The sequence below is a fragment of the Massilimicrobiota sp. An105 genome (genome assembly GCF_002161155.1).
GTDB lineage: Bacteria > Bacillota_I > Bacilli_A > Erysipelotrichales > Coprobacillaceae > Allocoprobacillus > Allocoprobacillus merdigallinarum.
In genome coordinates, this window is sequence record NZ_NFLY01000005.1 from 53,523 (window position 1) to 69,448 (window position 15,926).

At 30.9% G+C, this 15,926-nt stretch carries 18 protein-coding genes; 16 read left to right on the forward strand and 2 right to left on the reverse strand.

Annotated elements, in window-relative coordinates; genetic code table 11:
• Nucleotides 1–32: 32 nt before the first annotated feature.
• The 12 genes from B5E48_RS02150 to B5E48_RS02205 all read left to right on the forward strand — a co-directional run bounded on the left by B5E48_RS02150 (nt 33) and on the right by B5E48_RS02205 (nt 11,355).
• The gene (locus tag B5E48_RS02150) at nt 33–1,778 is read left to right on the forward strand and encodes a M3 family oligoendopeptidase (RefSeq protein ID WP_087303936.1); all 1,746 of its coding nucleotides are present in this window, start codon (nt 33–35) and stop codon (nt 1,776–1,778) included.
• A gap of 94 nt (nt 1,779–1,872) precedes the next feature.
• Nucleotides 1,873–2,322: a MarR family winged helix-turn-helix transcriptional regulator gene (locus tag B5E48_RS02155; protein WP_087244473.1), complete on the forward strand. Its 450-nt coding sequence runs from the start codon at nt 1,873–1,875 to the stop codon at nt 2,320–2,322.
• Nucleotides 2,319–3,698, forward strand: coding sequence for an MATE family efflux transporter (locus B5E48_RS02160; RefSeq protein WP_087303937.1), 1,380 nt, complete (start codon nt 2,319–2,321; stop codon nt 3,696–3,698). Before B5E48_RS02155 ends, B5E48_RS02160 begins: the two co-directional genes overlap by 4 nt.
• Nucleotides 3,699–3,712: 14 nt before the next feature.
• Nucleotides 3,713–4,375 (forward strand): GTP pyrophosphokinase, encoded by a 663-nt coding sequence (locus tag B5E48_RS02165; protein WP_087303938.1) that lies wholly within the window; start codon nt 3,713–3,715, stop codon nt 4,373–4,375.
• Between the two features lie 123 nt (nt 4,376–4,498).
• The gene (locus B5E48_RS02170) at nt 4,499–6,190 is read left to right on the forward strand and encodes an aldo/keto reductase (RefSeq protein WP_087303939.1); all 1,692 of its coding nucleotides are present in this window, start codon (nt 4,499–4,501) and stop codon (nt 6,188–6,190) included.
• A gap of 11 nt (nt 6,191–6,201) precedes the next feature.
• Nucleotides 6,202–6,678: a flavodoxin gene (locus B5E48_RS02175; protein WP_087303940.1), complete on the forward strand. Its 477-nt coding sequence runs from the start codon at nt 6,202–6,204 to the stop codon at nt 6,676–6,678.
• Nucleotides 6,679–7,296: 618 nt separating this feature from the next.
• The gene (locus B5E48_RS02180) at nt 7,297–7,944 is read left to right on the forward strand and encodes a DUF2238 domain-containing protein (RefSeq protein ID WP_087303941.1); all 648 of its coding nucleotides are present in this window, start codon (nt 7,297–7,299) and stop codon (nt 7,942–7,944) included.
• 27 nt (nt 7,945–7,971) lie between these two features.
• Entirely contained in the window at nt 7,972–8,199 is a 228-nt protein-coding gene (locus B5E48_RS02185; protein WP_087303942.1) for a hypothetical protein, read from the forward strand.
• 35 nt (nt 8,200–8,234) lie between these two features.
• Nucleotides 8,235–8,855 (forward strand): DUF2238 domain-containing protein, encoded by a 621-nt coding sequence (locus B5E48_RS02190; RefSeq protein WP_087298097.1) that lies wholly within the window; start codon nt 8,235–8,237, stop codon nt 8,853–8,855.
• A 373-nt stretch (nt 8,856–9,228) separates the two neighbouring features.
• Entirely contained in the window at nt 9,229–9,831 is a 603-nt protein-coding gene (locus B5E48_RS02195; RefSeq protein WP_087303943.1) for a PTS sugar transporter subunit IIB, read from the forward strand.
• Nucleotides 9,828–10,403, forward strand: a complete 576-nt coding sequence (locus B5E48_RS02200) for a sugar O-acetyltransferase (RefSeq protein ID WP_087298095.1) — start codon at nt 9,828–9,830, stop codon at nt 10,401–10,403. Before B5E48_RS02195 ends, B5E48_RS02200 begins: the two co-directional genes overlap by 4 nt.
• Nucleotides 10,404–10,590: 187 nt before the next feature.
• Nucleotides 10,591–11,355: a class I SAM-dependent methyltransferase gene (locus B5E48_RS02205; protein WP_087303944.1), complete on the forward strand. Its 765-nt coding sequence runs from the start codon at nt 10,591–10,593 to the stop codon at nt 11,353–11,355.
• 423 nt (nt 11,356–11,778) lie between these two features.
• Here B5E48_RS02205 and chbG read toward each other — a convergent pair whose 3' ends face one another.
• Nucleotides 11,779–12,525 (reverse strand): chitin disaccharide deacetylase, encoded by a 747-nt coding sequence (chbG, locus tag B5E48_RS02210; protein WP_087303945.1) that lies wholly within the window; start codon nt 12,523–12,525, stop codon nt 11,779–11,781.
• 132 nt (nt 12,526–12,657) lie between these two features.
• On the opposite strand from chbG, the gene aroE reads away from it, so the two are divergent.
• The 4 genes from aroE to B5E48_RS02230 are packed head-to-tail and all read left to right on the forward strand — an operon-like array spanning nt 12,658 to nt 15,242.
• Nucleotides 12,658–13,503 carry a shikimate dehydrogenase gene (aroE, locus tag B5E48_RS02215; RefSeq protein WP_087244483.1) on the forward strand — a complete coding sequence of 282 codons (846 nt, stop codon included), beginning with the start codon at nt 12,658–12,660 and terminating at the stop codon, nt 13,501–13,503.
• Nucleotides 13,504–13,508: 5 nt separating this feature from the next.
• Nucleotides 13,509–14,099 (forward strand): XTP/dITP diphosphatase, encoded by a 591-nt coding sequence (locus B5E48_RS02220; protein ID WP_087244484.1) that lies wholly within the window; start codon nt 13,509–13,511, stop codon nt 14,097–14,099.
• Between the two features lie 2 nt (nt 14,100–14,101).
• Nucleotides 14,102–14,608, forward strand: a complete 507-nt coding sequence (locus B5E48_RS02225; protein ID WP_087244485.1) for a tRNA (cytidine(34)-2'-O)-methyltransferase — start codon at nt 14,102–14,104, stop codon at nt 14,606–14,608.
• Nucleotides 14,583–15,242 (forward strand): TIGR01906 family membrane protein, encoded by a 660-nt coding sequence (locus B5E48_RS02230; protein ID WP_087303947.1) that lies wholly within the window; start codon nt 14,583–14,585, stop codon nt 15,240–15,242. The genes B5E48_RS02225 and B5E48_RS02230 overlap by 26 nt, the downstream gene beginning before the upstream one ends.
• Before the next feature lie 26 nt (nt 15,243–15,268).
• On the opposite strand, the gene B5E48_RS02235 is transcribed toward B5E48_RS02230, so the two are convergent.
• Nucleotides 15,269–15,865 (reverse strand): HAD family hydrolase, encoded by a 597-nt coding sequence (locus B5E48_RS02235; RefSeq protein WP_087303948.1) that lies wholly within the window; start codon nt 15,863–15,865, stop codon nt 15,269–15,271.
• Between the last annotated feature and the right edge of the window lie 61 nt (nt 15,866–15,926).

Genomic DNA, 15,926 nt, shown 5'->3' on the forward strand with positions numbered 1-15,926 from the left:
AGTATATAATGAATATAAGTAAGGAGGTTATTATGGAGAAACGTTGGAATTTAGATCAATTATATTTATCTTTTCAAGATCAATCATTTTTAAATGATATTGAAACATTAACACATATGTTAGAGGATATGCAGGAATATTCTCAAAAGGAAAAAACAGAAGACAATTTAAAGTCATATTTAGAACAATCCAATCAATTTTCGGATCTGGTAGAAAAAATATATGCTTTTATATCATTGACAATGAGTAGTGATACAACGAATCAGAATGCTTTGAAATATTCATCTGTTATTGAAAATCTTTTAGCAAGTTTTGCAGATGCACAGGCAAAAATTGATCGTTGGATTGGTCAGTTTGATTTGAATCATATTCAAGATTCTTATATTCAAGAACATCTTTTTGTTTTAAAAGAAACACAAGAACATAATCGTTATTTATTAAGTGATGAGGGAGAAAAGATTTTGGCACAAATGAAAACAACTGGCTCAAGTGCCTGGTTGAAATATAAAGATCAGTTAATTGCTTTTATGAAAGTATCTATGGATGGTAAGGAGTATCCTTTGACAGAAGTTTTAAATATGGCTTATTCAAAGGATAAAGAGGTGAGAAAGAAAGCATATGAAGCCGAGATAGCATCTTATTTACAAGTAGAACAAGGTGTTGCGAGTGCTTTGAATGCAATTAAAGGTGAAGCCATAACAAGTGCCAATCTTCGTGGTTATGACTCTGTTTTACAGCGTACTTTGATAGATTCCAGAATGTCACAAAAGACATTGGATGTTTTGATTTCTACAATGAAAAAAGCTTTACCTATGTTTGAAAGATATTTCCAATTAAAGGCTCAAGCGTTAGGTTATACGGATGGATTGCCTTGGTATGAATTATATGCTCCAATTGTAGAAAGTGATATGTCTTATCCTTTTGAAAAAGGTAGTCAATTTGTTGTAGAACAGTTTTATACTTTTTCAAAGCATTTAGGAGATTATGCCAAGAAGGCTATTGAAAATCAATGGATTGATGTTTATCCAAGAACGGGAAAAGTTGGAGGGGCTTTCTGTCATAATTTACATTGTATTCAGGAAAGTCGTTTCTTATTAAATTATGGAAATGAGTTTGGTGATACTATTACTTTAGGTCATGAACTTGGACATGGATTTCATGGTGAATGTTTAAATACACAGACAGCTTTAAATGCTGACTATCCAATGCCTATTGCTGAAACAGCTTCGACATTTTGCGAGACAATTATCAAAAAGGCAGCGCTCAAATCTGCTGATGCAAAAGACAAATTGTTTATTTTAGAAAATGAGCTCTGTGATTGTGCACAGGTGATTGTGGATATTTATTCACGTTACTTGTTTGAAAGTCGATTGATTGAAAAGCGTCAAGAAGGACCATTAAGTGTTGAAGAAATCAAGGATTTAATGTTAGAAGCTCAAAAAGAAGCCTATGGTCATGGTTTGGATCATCGTTACTTACATCCCTATATGTGGACATGGAAACCACATTATTATGAAGCTGATTATGCGTTTTATAATTTTCCTTATGCATTTGGTTTATTACTTGCAAAAGGATTATATGGTTTATATCAAAAACAAGGTGCTACATTTGCTGATACGTATGAACATTTCTTATCATTAACAGGAAAAATGAGTTTAGAAGATGTGGGTAAGAGTGTTGGTATTGATTTACAGGATCCAGCATTCTGGCAAAATTCTATTGATATGATAAAAGATGATATTGATTTATTTGAAAAGTTATTAAAGCAATTGGTGTAACGAAATGTTACACCTTTTTTTGTTGCAATTTTCATAAAATAAGAGTATATTGTTTAGTTATAAACAATATACAAGTAAACTAATGAGGTGAGATATGAAAACGAACATTGAAACATTATTAGATTATTCAATACAGATTAGAAAGTATTATGCACGTGTTTTAAATGAGAGATTAAAAGATTTGAAATTATCACCTAATGAAATGAATATCTTAATTTTATTATCAAATAATCCAAGTATTACAACAAGTACACAGTTAAATGTCTTTTTAGGAGTTTCTAAGGGACTCATTAGTCGTAGTGTAGAAAGCTTGGTGAAAAAAGAGCTGATTCGTATAGAAAGTGATGTCACTGATCGACGTATTCAACATATTTATTTAACAGCCGATGCAATTGAGGAGATAAAGATTTTAAAAAAAGAAATTCGAAAAATTAATGAAGATATTTTATCAGAAATTCCAAAAGAAGATATTCAAAAAATGGAAGAAACGCTAATAAAAATAAGAGATCACTTTAAAGAAAAAAATGAGGAGGTATGTCTATGAAATTAAAAATGTCACAGGAAGTCGATTTGGGAAGAGAACCCGTAGGACATTTATTGTTTATTTTGGCTGTACCAGCTATTACATCGCAGGTTGTCAATGCTTTATATAACATGGTCGATCGTATGTATATAGGACATATTCCAGAAGTTGGTTCTGCAGCTTTAACAGGGGTAGGAGTCTGTTTTCCTATTATCATGATTATTTCTGCTTTTGCATACTTATTTGGTATGGGAGGAGCACCACGAGCTAGTATCTTCATGGGGAAAAAAGACAATGATACGGCTGAAAAAATTTTAGGTAACTGTACAACATCACTCATGATTATTGCCGTTTTATTGACAGTTTTGGTTTTGATTTTTCAAGAACCATTATTATATCTTTTTGGAGCGAGTGAAAATACAATTGGTTATGCCATGGATTATATGACTATTTATGCGATTGGAACAATCTTTGTACAATTGACATTAGGGTTAAATGCCTTTATATCAGCACAAGGATTTTCAAAAATCAGTATGTTAACAGTGGTTATTGGAGCTGTCGCAAATATTGTTTTAGATCCTATTTTCATTTTTGGATTGAATATGGGGGTACAAGGTGCAGCAGTTGCGACAGTCATGTCACAGGCTTTAAGTGCCATTTGGGCATTCTGGTTCTTATCAGGAAAAAATACGATTTTAAAATTAAAAAGAGAAAATTTAAAAATCAATTTTCATATTTTATTACCATGTATTGCTTTAGGTGTTGCTCCTTTTGCAATGCAGGCCACTGAAAGTGTTTTGGTATTATGCTTTAACTCATCATTATTAAAATATGGTGGGGATTTAGCTGTTGGCGCTATGACAATCTTATCAAGTGTTATGCAATTTGCCATGTTACCATTACAAGGTTTAACACAAGGTGGACAACCAATCATCAGCTATAACTATGGTGCTAAACAAGGTGATCGTGTTCAAAAAGCATTTAAACTTCAAACGATTTCATGTTTTTCATATTCATCTATACTATGGTTATTGATTATGATTTTCCCAAGTTTATTTGTTGCGATTTTTACAAGTGATCCACAATTAACAGAAATCACAATTTGGGCATTAAGAATTTATATGGCTGGAGTCTTATTAATGGGTATCCAAATTTCATGTCAACAGACATTTATCGCCTTTGGAAATTCAAAAAAGAGTGCATTTTTGGCAGTCTTTAGAAAAATCTTGGTTTTAATTCCTTTGATTTATATTTTACCTATGTTTATATCAGATCAAGTTTTTGCAGTCTTTTTAGCAGAACCTATTGCTGATACAATTGCTGTTTTAACAACATCAACAATGTTCTATTTTGAAATGAAAAATAAGATGAAAGAAATGCAAACAAAACAATCATAAGAAAGGAAAGTTACATGATTATTGAACAGTTTAAAGATGCATTTATTGATGAAGTGATGAGCAATGAGTGGCAGGAAGAAATTCTGCCACTTAAACAAATGATGGCTTATTATCGTTGTGCCATCATGGAAGTAGAAACAAAATTTAGAGTTTTAAATGAAGAACTTTCTCTTTGTTATGACCGTAATCCTATTGAATCTATTCACTCTCGCTTAAAATCTAATGCAAGTATTACAAAGAAACTGAAGTTAAAAGGTTATCCGATTAATGTTGAAACAATGGAAAAATATCTTTATGATATTGCGGGCTTACGTGTTGTCTGTTCATTTAAACAGGATATCTATCATTTGGCTCAATGTTTATTACAACAAGATGATATTCGTTTGGTCAAGAAAAAAGACTATATTCAAAATCCTAAAGCCAATGGTTATCGTAGTTTACATTTGATTATTGAAGTTCCGATTTTTTTAGAGAATGAGAAAAAATGGGTGAAAGTCGAAGTTCAGTTCCGTACTTTAGCGATGGATTTTTGGGCCAGTCTAGAACATAAATTGAGATATAAAAAAGTCATTGATGACGATAAAGAAAGTTATATAGCTTATCAGTTATTGGAATGTGCACAGATGTGTAATGATTTAGATGATAAAATGAGTTCAATTAAAGAATATTTAGAATAAGAATCGCTTTTATAAGTGATTCTTTTATTATTATGCTTTATAAGCATGATTGAATATGAAATATAAGTATTTGAAGAGAAGAAAGGGTTGATATAAAATAAAGATGAAAGTTGTGGTGGCATTATGCAAATAGAAAGATTTCAATGGAAAGAGACATCAAGAATTGTAGAAATGATCTGTCAGGTCTGGAAATTAGATCGCATGTTTAAAAGTTTAAAAAATGGTATGATTTTCTCACAAGAATATTTTTATGATGTTTTATTACATTCCACAGATTTATTTATAGCAACCAGACAACAGCGTATTGTTGGCTTTTTAGCATTATCTTTAGCTAAAAAAGATAAAATTCTGATTCCAAAAGAATATCAGAATAATCTCTATCATCAACATGATGATTTCCATTTGATTTCTTCCTATCGTCAAATGATGCAAAACTATCATCAAAACTGTGAACAGTTATTACCCAAGATGCATCAAAACTATGATGGTGAGATTGTTTTATTTATGGTTGATGAAACATATCAGCATCAGGGATTAGGAACGAAGCTTTATGAGTATGCAGAATATTTATTTAAAAAAGAAAACTGTTCCCATTATATTTTGTATACCGATACAAGGTGTTCTTATGAATTTTATGATCATCATCAAATGAAACGATTAGATCAGTATCGAAGAGATGATGATTTTACAATTTATTTATATGCAAAGGAGTTGAAATCCATGGAATATAGACAATTACCACATGGAAATGAAAAAATTAGTGTGATTGGTTTAGGAACCAGTTCACTTGGAGAATCAAATGATGAAGAAATCATTGCGACGATTCAAGAAGCTATTGCTCAAGGTGTGAATTATCTAGATTTAGCAAGTGGACATGCTAAAACATTTCAGGCAATTGGTCAGGCTATCAAAGGACAAAGAGAAAAAGTTTATTTACAGATTCATTTTGGAGCTAATTATGAAACAGGTGAATATGGATGGACAACAAATTTAGATAGGATCAAACAATCTATTCAATGGCAGTTAGAAATGTTGCAGACAAATTATATTGATTTTGGTTTTATTCATTGTATTGATGAAGAAGCAGATTTAAAAGCGATTGAAAAAGCGGGTGTTATTGATTATATTCAAGAATTAAAAAAACAGGGGATTGTCAAGCATATTGGACTATCATCACATACTCCTGAAATTGTGCATAAAGTCTTAGATATGCATATATTAGATATGGTGATGTTTAGTATTAATCCCGCCTATGATCATAAACATGGAGAATATGCCATTGGACAGACTGATGAGAGAATGGCTTTATATCAGCGCTGTGAAAAAGAAGGAGTCGCTATTTCAGTTATGAAAGCCTTTAGTGCAGGACAACTCTTAGATGCAAACAAATCACCTTTCCCGCAGGCTTTAACACGTATTCAATGTCTTCAATATGCATTAGATAAGCCAGGTGTTGTGACTGTCTTACCTGGTGTTAGAAATCGTGATGATTTAAAAGAAATTTTAAAATATACACAGGCCAGTGATAAAGATAAGGATTATACTGTTATTTCAACATTTGATGATGTAGAACATCAAGGAAAATGTGTTTATTGCAAACATTGTCATCCTTGCCCTATGGGCTTAGATATTGCTTTGATGAATAAATATTATGATTTATCTTTATTAGGTGATGATTTAGCCAAAGATCATTATCACCATTTAGAAAAGAAAGCAAGTGCCTGTGTGCAATGTGGACATTGCAATCATCGTTGTCCTTTCCATGTTGATCAAATGCAAAGAATGGAAGAGATTGCCTTATATTTTGGAGAATAGGAGTGATGAAAATGAAAAAAATTTTAGTGTCTTATTTTTCAGCAAGTGGAGTCACTGCAAGAGTGGCTCAAAAACTATCTCAAGCTATTGATGGGGATTTACATGAGATCATACCAGCTCAACCTTATAGTCAAGCTGATTTAAATTGGACCAATCCACAAAGTCGCAGCAGCCAAGAAATGAAAAATAAAGCATATCGTCCAGCTATTCAAAATGAAGTTAAAAATATAGATGATTATGATGTGATTTTTATTGGTTTTCCAATCTGGTGGTATGTGGCACCAACGATTATCAATACATTTTTAGAACAATATGACTTATCAGGTAAAACAATTATTCCTTTTGCAACATCAGGAGGCAGTGGTATGGGAAATACCACTCAGGAATTAAAAGTTTCTTGTGGCAATGCCAAATTATGTCAAGGACGTCGCTTTGATAGTCAGGTTGATGTGGATACATTAAAAACATGGGCTGAATCATTTTTATAAGAGATATGAACTGAGCTAATTTGATTAAAAATTTGCGAAAGATTCATATCTTTTTCTATTAAATTAAAAAAATAATCATATATTAATAATGAGAAAGGAATTGTTTTTCTTGATATTCGAGAGATGAAAAATTGAATGCAGATATTTAATGCAAGTATCATATTTTATTTGAAATTCTTATATGTTATAAGCAGAGGAAATCCATGGTAGATAGAAGAAAATTAAAAATTGATTAAGGTTTTATTGATTATCACAGTCGTATATTTTGTTGTTATCAGATCAAAGTGCGAACAGACTAAAGACGTTTTTGATTTAACTAGTCTTATCGTTTTGCTTAGAATAGTAGAAGATGGGAATTATAGAAGTAGAAAGAATATATTTTTATAGTATTGAAGTTTCATGTATTTTCACTGAATGTATGCTTTATGTTTATATCAGTTATGTACTTGTAAAAAAGTCAAAGATTTTCATCATTTTATATTTGATTGCCTATATGTGATGCAATATTGTATACCTTAAATGGAAGTTGAGATACAAAAAGATATGATTTCTTTGTGTTTTAAATTCAAAAGATTTTTATTAATTTATTTTTGTAAATAAGGAGTGAGAAGGAGATATATGAAAACTAAACAGACAAAACTATTGTATTTTGTTAGTGGTATTTATATCGTGACGCTTTTATTTGCTTTTGTTTTAAATATACAAAAAGGAAATCTCAAAGATATCATGATGTGTTTTGTTGCCTGTATAACACCATGGCTTTTTCCAATTCTTATGCGTTTGTTTCATTTGAAAATGACAGATGAACTCAAAATCATTAATGTGATTTTTATATACTTTGCTTCACTGGTAGGAAGTTCATTAGCTGGATATACATTACCTTTCTATGATAAGATTGTCCATTTTTTCAGTGGAATTCTTGCCAGTATTATCGCAATGATTCTTTATTGCATGATTAAAAAACAACGCACTATTTATAATAAGCAGGATTATATTCTTTTTTTTATATTTATGATGACAGTTAATTTATCAATTGCTGTTATTTGGGAGTTTTATGAATATTTTATGCTTGTCTTTTTCAATAATGACTGTATTCTACATTACACAACAGGTGTTCATGATGCCATGACAGATATGCTTTGTGCACTTGGTGGTGGATGTGTAGTGCTATTGGAAATGATTGCTCATAAAAATCGTCAGGAGTCACCTTTCTTTATGCGTATTGTTGAAAAATTCTATGATTGTAATATGAATGATCAATCATAGACATATAATCAGGAAAAGAGGATGAAGATGTTAAAAAAACAAATAGGGATAAAATCACAGTATATTGTTGAAATTGTGAATGATGATATGATTAAGTGTCAACGTTATGATAATCAAACAGAATATACATACTTTGAAAGGTTCGCTGCATCAAAGAATCTTAAAAAGGGTGATTTATTAGCGGATGGTGAATTTGGAAAATTGATTTTATTAAAAAATAAACAAAAAAGAAATTTCTTTTGTCACAAACATTAAGAAATAATGATACAATATAAAAAAGAGGTGTCATTATGAAAAAATTAAAAACCATATGGTATAGCTGTTTAATCATTTATATTGTCACTTTAATATATGCTTTTTATGTCAATTGGCAAGGAAAGTATTTTGGAATGACTTTTGTTGCCTGTCTGACACCGTGGATTTTACCTGTACTCATGAAAATATTACATATCAAAGTTCCATTAGAATTTTATATCATTAATCTTGTTTTTGTTTATTTTGCCAGTCTTTGGGGAAGTTGCCTTGGAGGCTATTCAACGCCCTATTATGATAAATTTATACATTGTGCCAGTGGTGTTGTCATTTGTGAATTGATATATTTTATCTATAAATATTTTTTGAGAGAAGATCATCGTCAAAGTCTGATGTTTCTATTTTTGAATGCTGTTAATGCTTTAGTGGCTTTATTATGGGAGTTTTATGAATATGCTTTGTTAGTCTTTTTTAACTATGATGCTATTAATCATTGGACAAGTGGTGTCCATGATACATTGACAGATATGCTGGTTGCTGTGATTGGCGGGCTTGTTTTATCTTTCTATTTGATACATTTTGATCAAAGTCCCAAAGAACATTTCTTTGTGTCTTTGGAAAGAAAGATTTATCAGTTAAATCATAAAAAAGACTCATAACGATATGAAATGATACAGAGAATGAATGATCAATATTCATTCTTTTTTATATGAAATATGCGATTATCAAAAGATTAAACATTATGTATGATGTAGATAGAGGTGTCATTTTTATACCTAAATATACAAGAAGTGGTATAAATGATAAAATATTGCCGAGGAAATAGAAACCTTGTCGTTTATGATTATAATGATTATGTAAAGTTACGGAATTTATAAACAACAGAACGTCTTTGAGAAGATGTGAAAAACATGGAACATGAAAATAGATGAAGAAAAATCATTTGGGAAAATCGAGATGAGATTTTCTCTTTTTTATGTAGTTGGTATTTTGATGAAAGTTTAGTATAATAGACATATGGTGGTGAGGGCAATGGAAACTTTTTATAAACAGGAAGATTTAGAAGTCTTTAGAAAATGGGTTTATTATCAGGTGACAAGTGATCCTCGCTTAAAGCTAGAAAAATATGATTCAAGAACTTATAAAATTTATTATAAAAATCGTGTTGCCAGATTTGTTGTTTGGCCTATAGGAATTGTAGAAGAAGCGATTATGGAAGGAGAAGAACTGTTATTTTATTTACATTATCAGTTTTATAACTTTCATTATGCAACCAATCTGTTTCATCATATGATGGAAAAACTGCTTGAAGATGAAAAGCCAAACTCTCATATTTTATTATGTTGTTCAGGTGGTATGACAACGGGATATTTTGCTGAAAAATTAAATAAATATTGTCAGTTAAATCATTTGCCTTATCATGTTGATGCAACAGCAGTTTATCAGTTAGAAAATGTTTATCAAAAATATGATTTGATTCTCATCGCTCCTCAACTCAGATATAAACAACATGAGTTATCGCAAAAATTAAAACCTGTTTTAGTAGATAATATAGATGCTTCTATTTTTGCTACTTATGATTGTCAAGCGATGATTGAACATATAGAAAAAATAATAAAGGATGAAAATAAATGAGTGAAAAAGAAAAAATGAAGGCTGGGCATTTATACCAGTCATATGATCAGGAATTATATCATGAAAGAGAAATTTGCAAAAGAATGCTCTATGAATATAATCGTTATACTCCTGTTCAAAAAGAAGAAAAAGATGTTTTATTAAAGAAATTATTGAATTGTAAAGGTGAATTATGGATTGAACCACCTTTTTATTGTCAGTATGGTTACCATATTACGGTTGGTATTGATTTTTATAGTGATGTTAATCTCACTATTTTAGATCAGGGACTTGTAGAGATTGGAGATCATGTTGTCATGGGACCAAATGTGAATATCTATACTGCTTCTTATCCTTTTCATGAAGGACAAAGGATGCAAGGCTTAGAATATGCACGTCCGGTTAAAATTTATGACTATGTCTGGATAGGTGGGAATGTGACTATTTTGCCAGGTGTTAAGATTAATCAGGGTGCTATCATTGGAGCAGGGAGTGTTGTCACTCATGATATTCCTCCATATGTAATCGCTGCAGGGAATCCATGTCAGGTGATTCGACCTATTACCAAAGAAGATCTTCATAAAAAATGGTAATTGATGTAAGATAAATTGATAATATAGGTATGATAATATTAAAAGGAGTAGAATATTTATGGTATTTATTCGGGATAAATACTCGGTGCAGTTTTAAAGCTGATAACAGATTGCATCGAGATTAAATGATATGTTATCAGGATAACTGCACCTATTGATATATAAGTATGAAAGGAGTAGTTATTAAATGAATAAAGAACAATTATTGTACAAATGGTTGGAAGAAGAAAAAAATTCACAAATAAAAGGCTGGGATTTTTCTCATATTTATGGAAAGTATGAAGAAGAGGATGATTTGCCTTGGGATTTTTATGAGATAGTAAAAAAATATTTATCTCATGATATGAAATTGTTGGATATGGAAACAGGTGGAGGAGAATTTCTGCTAAGTTTAGAGCATCCTAAACATTTAATTTCTGCAATTGAAGGATATAAACCAAATGTAGAGTATTGTAAAGATGTTTTACTTCCACTTGGGATTGATTTTAAAGAAGCTGATGGATTGGATAAATTACCATTTGAAGATAAACAATTTGACATAGTAACAAATAAACATGGAGATTATAGAATAACAGAATTAAAAAGAGTATTAAAGAATGGTGGATTATTTCTTACCCAACAAGTAGGCGCTCAAAATGATAGAGAACTTGTTGAACTGTTATTGTCTAAAAAAGCCATTTGTCCATTTCCAAATCAATACTTGAATATCAAGAAAAAAGAATTGGAAGATAATCATTTTGAAATACTTGAAAGTGGTGAAGTCTATCGACCAATAAAATTTTATGATGTAGGAGCACTTATTTGGTTTGCTAAAATTATAGAATGGGAGTTTGTAGGTTTTTCAGTAAAATCTTGCTTAGAAAATTTATATAAGGCACAAGAAATATTAGAAAAAAATGGTGTCATCGAAGGAAGAATTCATAGATTTTATATTGTTGCAAGAAAAAATTGAGTTTCTTGCAACATAAAAAGAGATGAATAAATGGAAGATAACACAATTTGAAAAATCTTTTTACCTTGTTTTAACACTTCTTTTTGAAAGGAATGTTAAAATAACCTTGGTGGTGATAAGAGTGGATTATTTGGGATTGATTGTTCCAGGATTGTTTTTAGCCATATTAGGGGTATTAAATCAAATAGAGGGTCATGAAAAGTTATAAAAATCTTTTCAATAAAGAAAAAAGAGATTATAAGTTCGACTTACAATCTCTTTTTTGTGTTATTATTTTTCGAAAGTTTTGTATTATATGAACTACAATCTCCATCTCTCTACCAAATAACTTCCACCTTGCTCTTCTTCCTCACCATATCCGTATCTCTACGGACATATCTATTTTAACATTTTTTTACAAGAATGCAAGAGTCTTTTGTCAAATTATAAATGATTATGTGGAAGATCAGAAAAATTAATAAGTTTAATATGATTTTCTTGTATGAAAGTTTTGACTTCTGGTGAAGTTAAAAGTTCAAGTTCTTTCATACGTGGTAAGTTATAGCTGGACATATCATAGAGCCTCTGATCAAGATAAGCAGGGTGACACATGAATTCCAAAGGTCCATGATAGGATGAAAGAACATGTGTAAAATATTGATAATTGGCATCATCATTATACATCTGATCATAAACAGGAATATAAGGATATGTATCAAGAACCTGTTCACGTTGGCGAATAGGTAAATCATATTCTAAAGCTAATCGCTTTGTAACATCCAAATGCCATGGTAATAGATGGACATGATGGTGTGAATCAATATGTGTTGGCTTATGTCCGGCTATTTCAATAAATTTTTCTATCTGAGCTTTCCATTCGCGATACAATTCATCTTGATTAGCATGTGGTTTTCCATCAGGATAATCTTTTGGTCGAATAAAATCTCCATTTTGATCTGTATAGGATTGAGCTCCTTCTACTAAAGGACGACCAACGGTTAATACCAGGTGAACTCCAACTCCCAGTTGTGGGAATTTTTTAGCTTCTTTTAAAGCAAACTCAGCATAGGGCATATTCATCATACATGTTGTTGAAGTAATAATGCCTTGACTATGCCCTACAAGTATACCAATGGTATTGGCTTGTGTCATTCCAAAATCATCAGCATTCACTATTAATTGATTAATCATAAAAAATTACCTCCTATACATGATTATACTCGAAAAATAAAAATAGAAGTGTTTTTTTCATATTCTTAAAATAATTCTTTGAGTCTTGTAGATGATTGCTATATAATAGAAAAGAAATCAAGGAGGGTTATGATGAATAAGATTACGGGTTATACAGGATTATATGGTATTGTTGCTAATCCTATAAAACATTCCTTTTCACCAATGATGCATAATACAGCTTTTCAATACTTGGGTATTGATGATGTCTATTTGGCATTTGAGGTGGAGGAAAATCATTTTGCCAATTTTATAACAAGTGCCAGAATATTACCCATCAAGGGATTTAATGTATCCATGCCATATAAAGTGAAGATTTTATCTTATCTTGATGAATTGACTCCTGAAGCTAAACTCTGTCAGGCTGTCAATACAGTCAAAAATGATCATGGTAAGCTGATTGGTCATATCAGTGATGGAATCGGTTTTATCAAGGCCTGTGAAGAAAAACATTGGAATCTTCATCAACAGAAAATTGTTGTTTTGGGTGCTGGTGGGGCTGCTAGAGCTATTGTGGCTGCACTGACAAAACAGGCTAAGGACATTATTGTTTATAATCGCAGTCATAAGGATTGGGTTGAACAAATGAATCAACAATGTCATTGTTCTATAACATTAAAATCCTTGCAAGATATGCAATCTTTAAAAAATGATTTAAAAGATGCTTATTTGCTTATTCAAACCACAAATGTAGGAATGGAACCACATACTGATGGATGTTTAATTCCTGATGAATCTTATCTCAATAAGTCATTAAAGGTGGCTGATATTATTTATAATCCTCAAGAAACAAAGTTATTAACACTAGCAAAAGAAAAAGGTCTTGAATATATGAATGGAGAAGGCATGATTCTTTATCAGGGTGCTGTTTCTTTTGAATTTTGGACGGGACAGAAAATGCCTATATCAGAAGTCAAGAAAAGTTTGAAAATGGAGTGAGAGAAATGAAAGAAATTATTGTAGCTTCTACAAATGAAGGAAAAATTAAAGAAATCAAAGCAATGTTAGAAGAAATTGGTATCGAAGTCAAATCATTAAAAGATGTGTTTGATCAAGACATAGATATTGAAGAAAATGGAAAGACTTTTCAGGAAAATGCTTTAATTAAAGCTCAGACAATCTGTGATATGATTCATAAGCCTGTATTGGCAGATGATTCTGGATTGGAAGTCAATGCCTTAGATGGAGCACCTGGTATTTATTCAGCACGTTTTATGGGGCATGATACAAGTTATGATATTAAGAATCAGTACATTATTGATGCTGTTAAGGGTAAAGATAGAGGTGCCAGATTTGTTTGCGCTATGGCTTTATGCAGACCTGATCAACAGCCTATCTTGATTGAAGAATATTTTGATGGAGAAATTTATGATAAAATTGAAGGTGAAAATGGTTTTGGATATGACCCAATTTTTTATGTGCCAGAACTTCATAAAACATCTGCACAATTGACATTGGAAGAAAAAAATCAATATTCACATCGTGCCAAAGCACTTAAAAAGCTATATACAATTTTGAAAGGTGAGGGAGATTAATCATGAATCATATTGTTTTAGTACATCCTGCAATCCCTCAAAATACAGGGAATATTATGCGTACTTGTGTAGCAACACATTCGAAGTTGCATCTTATTAAACCATTAGGTTTTTCTTTAGATGATAAACATATGAAACGTGCCGGGTTAGATTATATTAAGGATTTACAAATGCAGGTATATGAAAACTGGGAAGATTTTGTGAGTCAAAATCACGGCGATTATCATTTTTTTACACGTTATTCAAAACTATGTTATAGTGATCAAAATTATGTATCTGACCAGGATCAATATATCATCTTTGGTCATGAACATGATGGAATTCCACATGATATTTTAAAACAGCATTTAGATGAATGTGTTCGTATTCCAATGGATGCTGATGCTAGAAGTTTAAATCTTTCTAATTGTGTCGCTATAGGTATTTACGAAGTATTACGCCAACAAAGCTATCCTGGTTTATCTAAAGTAGAGGTGCAAAAAGGTGCTGACTTCATTTATAAAGAATAGAAAAAGTGATATTTTCTTAGCTGTTGTTTTCGCTATTTTCATTATCAGTTTTGCAGTAGTATTTACAGTTTTCTTTAAACCGCTTTATTATTTTGATATTGATTTTTTAAATCTGAGTGAAAGTACAGGACTTTCAGCTGATGTCATTCGTCATAATTATGATGTTTTGATTCAATATCAGAGTCTTTTTTATCAGGGAGATCTCAATCTACCAAATTTTGTTATGTCGACAAGTGGACGTATTCATTTTGAAGAAGTCAAAAGAATCTTCGAAGCGATTCAAATCATTTGTGTCATCAGTGGAATCATGACACTTATAATGGGAATATATCGTATAAAACAGCATGAATATCGTTTTTTAAGATTAACGTCATTGTTTTCAGTGGGTATCCCTTTAGTTATTGGATTTTTTGCGGCGATTGATTTTAATAAGGCTTTTATTCTTTTTCATCAAATTGTATTTAGAAATGATTATTGGATTTTTGATGAAACAACAGATCCAGTCATTACTATTTTACCAGAAACATTTTTTATGCATTGTTTGATGTTGATTATAGGTATAGTTCTTGTCATCAGTCTTATATTATATTTGATTTATTTAAGACAAAGAAAAAATATTCTACAAAATATATAAAACCTGTTATGTTGAACATAACAGGTTTATAAAATATGACGTTTTTGTAGTTCTGTTCTTAAATCACTTTGATAAGGAAGATAAAGGCCGTGAATATGCAATTCTTGAGCCATTTTCACATTAGCAAGCATATCATCAATAAAAAGTGATTCTTCAGCTTGTAAATGATATCTTTGTAATAGAAGCTGATAAATCTTTTGGTCTGGTTTGACAAGTTGTTCGTTGGCAGAAATAATGCCTCCTTCAAATAATTGAAAGAATTCATATCTTTGAAACATTGTTTGAATCGCTTCTTTGTGAAAATTGGATAAAAGATATAAATGATAACCTTTTTCTTTCAATTCTTTAACAATTTCCACATTTTTTTGTAAAGGTGTCATCATATGTGTCCAATTTTTCATGACGAAGATAATCTCATCATGGTAATGAGGGTGCTTTAAAGTTAATGATTCGATGGCATCTTGAATCATCATTGTCCCCATATCTAATTCTATCCATTCATCACTGGAAAAGATAATCATCATCAAATCCCCCATAATAGAAGGCTGAAAATGTTTTTGTAAATATGCTTCAGGTTGAAAATCTAAGAGGACATTACCTATATCGAAAATAATATTTTTCATAAATTGTTCTCCGTTCATATCAAATTCACATAATTAAACCATCATGTTACTATATATTCTA

Excerpts from the sequence above, each read along its gene's own strand:
- B5E48_RS02150 (WP_087303936.1), top strand. The coding sequence starts at position 33 with ATGGAGAAACGTTGGAATTTAGATCAATTATATTTATCTTTTCAAGAT.
- B5E48_RS02155 (WP_087244473.1), top strand. The coding sequence starts at position 1,873 with ATGAAAACGAACATTGAAACATTATTAGATTATTCAATACAGATTAGA.
- B5E48_RS02160 (WP_087303937.1), top strand. The coding sequence starts at position 2,319 with ATGAAATTAAAAATGTCACAGGAAGTCGATTTGGGAAGAGAACCCGTA.
- B5E48_RS02165 (WP_087303938.1), top strand. The coding sequence starts at position 3,713 with ATGATTATTGAACAGTTTAAAGATGCATTTATTGATGAAGTGATGAGC.
- B5E48_RS02170 (WP_087303939.1), top strand. The coding sequence starts at position 4,499 with ATGCAAATAGAAAGATTTCAATGGAAAGAGACATCAAGAATTGTAGAA.
- B5E48_RS02175 (WP_087303940.1), top strand. The coding sequence starts at position 6,202 with ATGAAAAAAATTTTAGTGTCTTATTTTTCAGCAAGTGGAGTCACTGCA.
- B5E48_RS02180 (WP_087303941.1), top strand. The coding sequence starts at position 7,297 with ATGAAAACTAAACAGACAAAACTATTGTATTTTGTTAGTGGTATTTAT.
- B5E48_RS02185 (WP_087303942.1), top strand. The coding sequence starts at position 7,972 with ATGTTAAAAAAACAAATAGGGATAAAATCACAGTATATTGTTGAAATT.
- B5E48_RS02190 (WP_087298097.1), top strand. The coding sequence starts at position 8,235 with ATGAAAAAATTAAAAACCATATGGTATAGCTGTTTAATCATTTATATT.
- B5E48_RS02195 (WP_087303943.1), top strand. The coding sequence starts at position 9,229 with ATGGAAACTTTTTATAAACAGGAAGATTTAGAAGTCTTTAGAAAATGG.
- B5E48_RS02200 (WP_087298095.1), top strand. The coding sequence starts at position 9,828 with ATGAGTGAAAAAGAAAAAATGAAGGCTGGGCATTTATACCAGTCATAT.
- B5E48_RS02205 (WP_087303944.1), top strand. The coding sequence starts at position 10,591 with ATGAATAAAGAACAATTATTGTACAAATGGTTGGAAGAAGAAAAAAAT.
- chbG (WP_087303945.1), bottom strand. The coding sequence starts at position 12,525 with ATGATTAATCAATTAATAGTGAATGCTGATGATTTTGGAATGACACAA.
- aroE (WP_087244483.1), top strand. The coding sequence starts at position 12,658 with ATGAATAAGATTACGGGTTATACAGGATTATATGGTATTGTTGCTAAT.
- B5E48_RS02220 (WP_087244484.1), top strand. The coding sequence starts at position 13,509 with ATGAAAGAAATTATTGTAGCTTCTACAAATGAAGGAAAAATTAAAGAA.
- B5E48_RS02225 (WP_087244485.1), top strand. The coding sequence starts at position 14,102 with ATGAATCATATTGTTTTAGTACATCCTGCAATCCCTCAAAATACAGGG.
- B5E48_RS02235 (WP_087303948.1), bottom strand. The coding sequence starts at position 15,865 with ATGAAAAATATTATTTTCGATATAGGTAATGTCCTCTTAGATTTTCAA.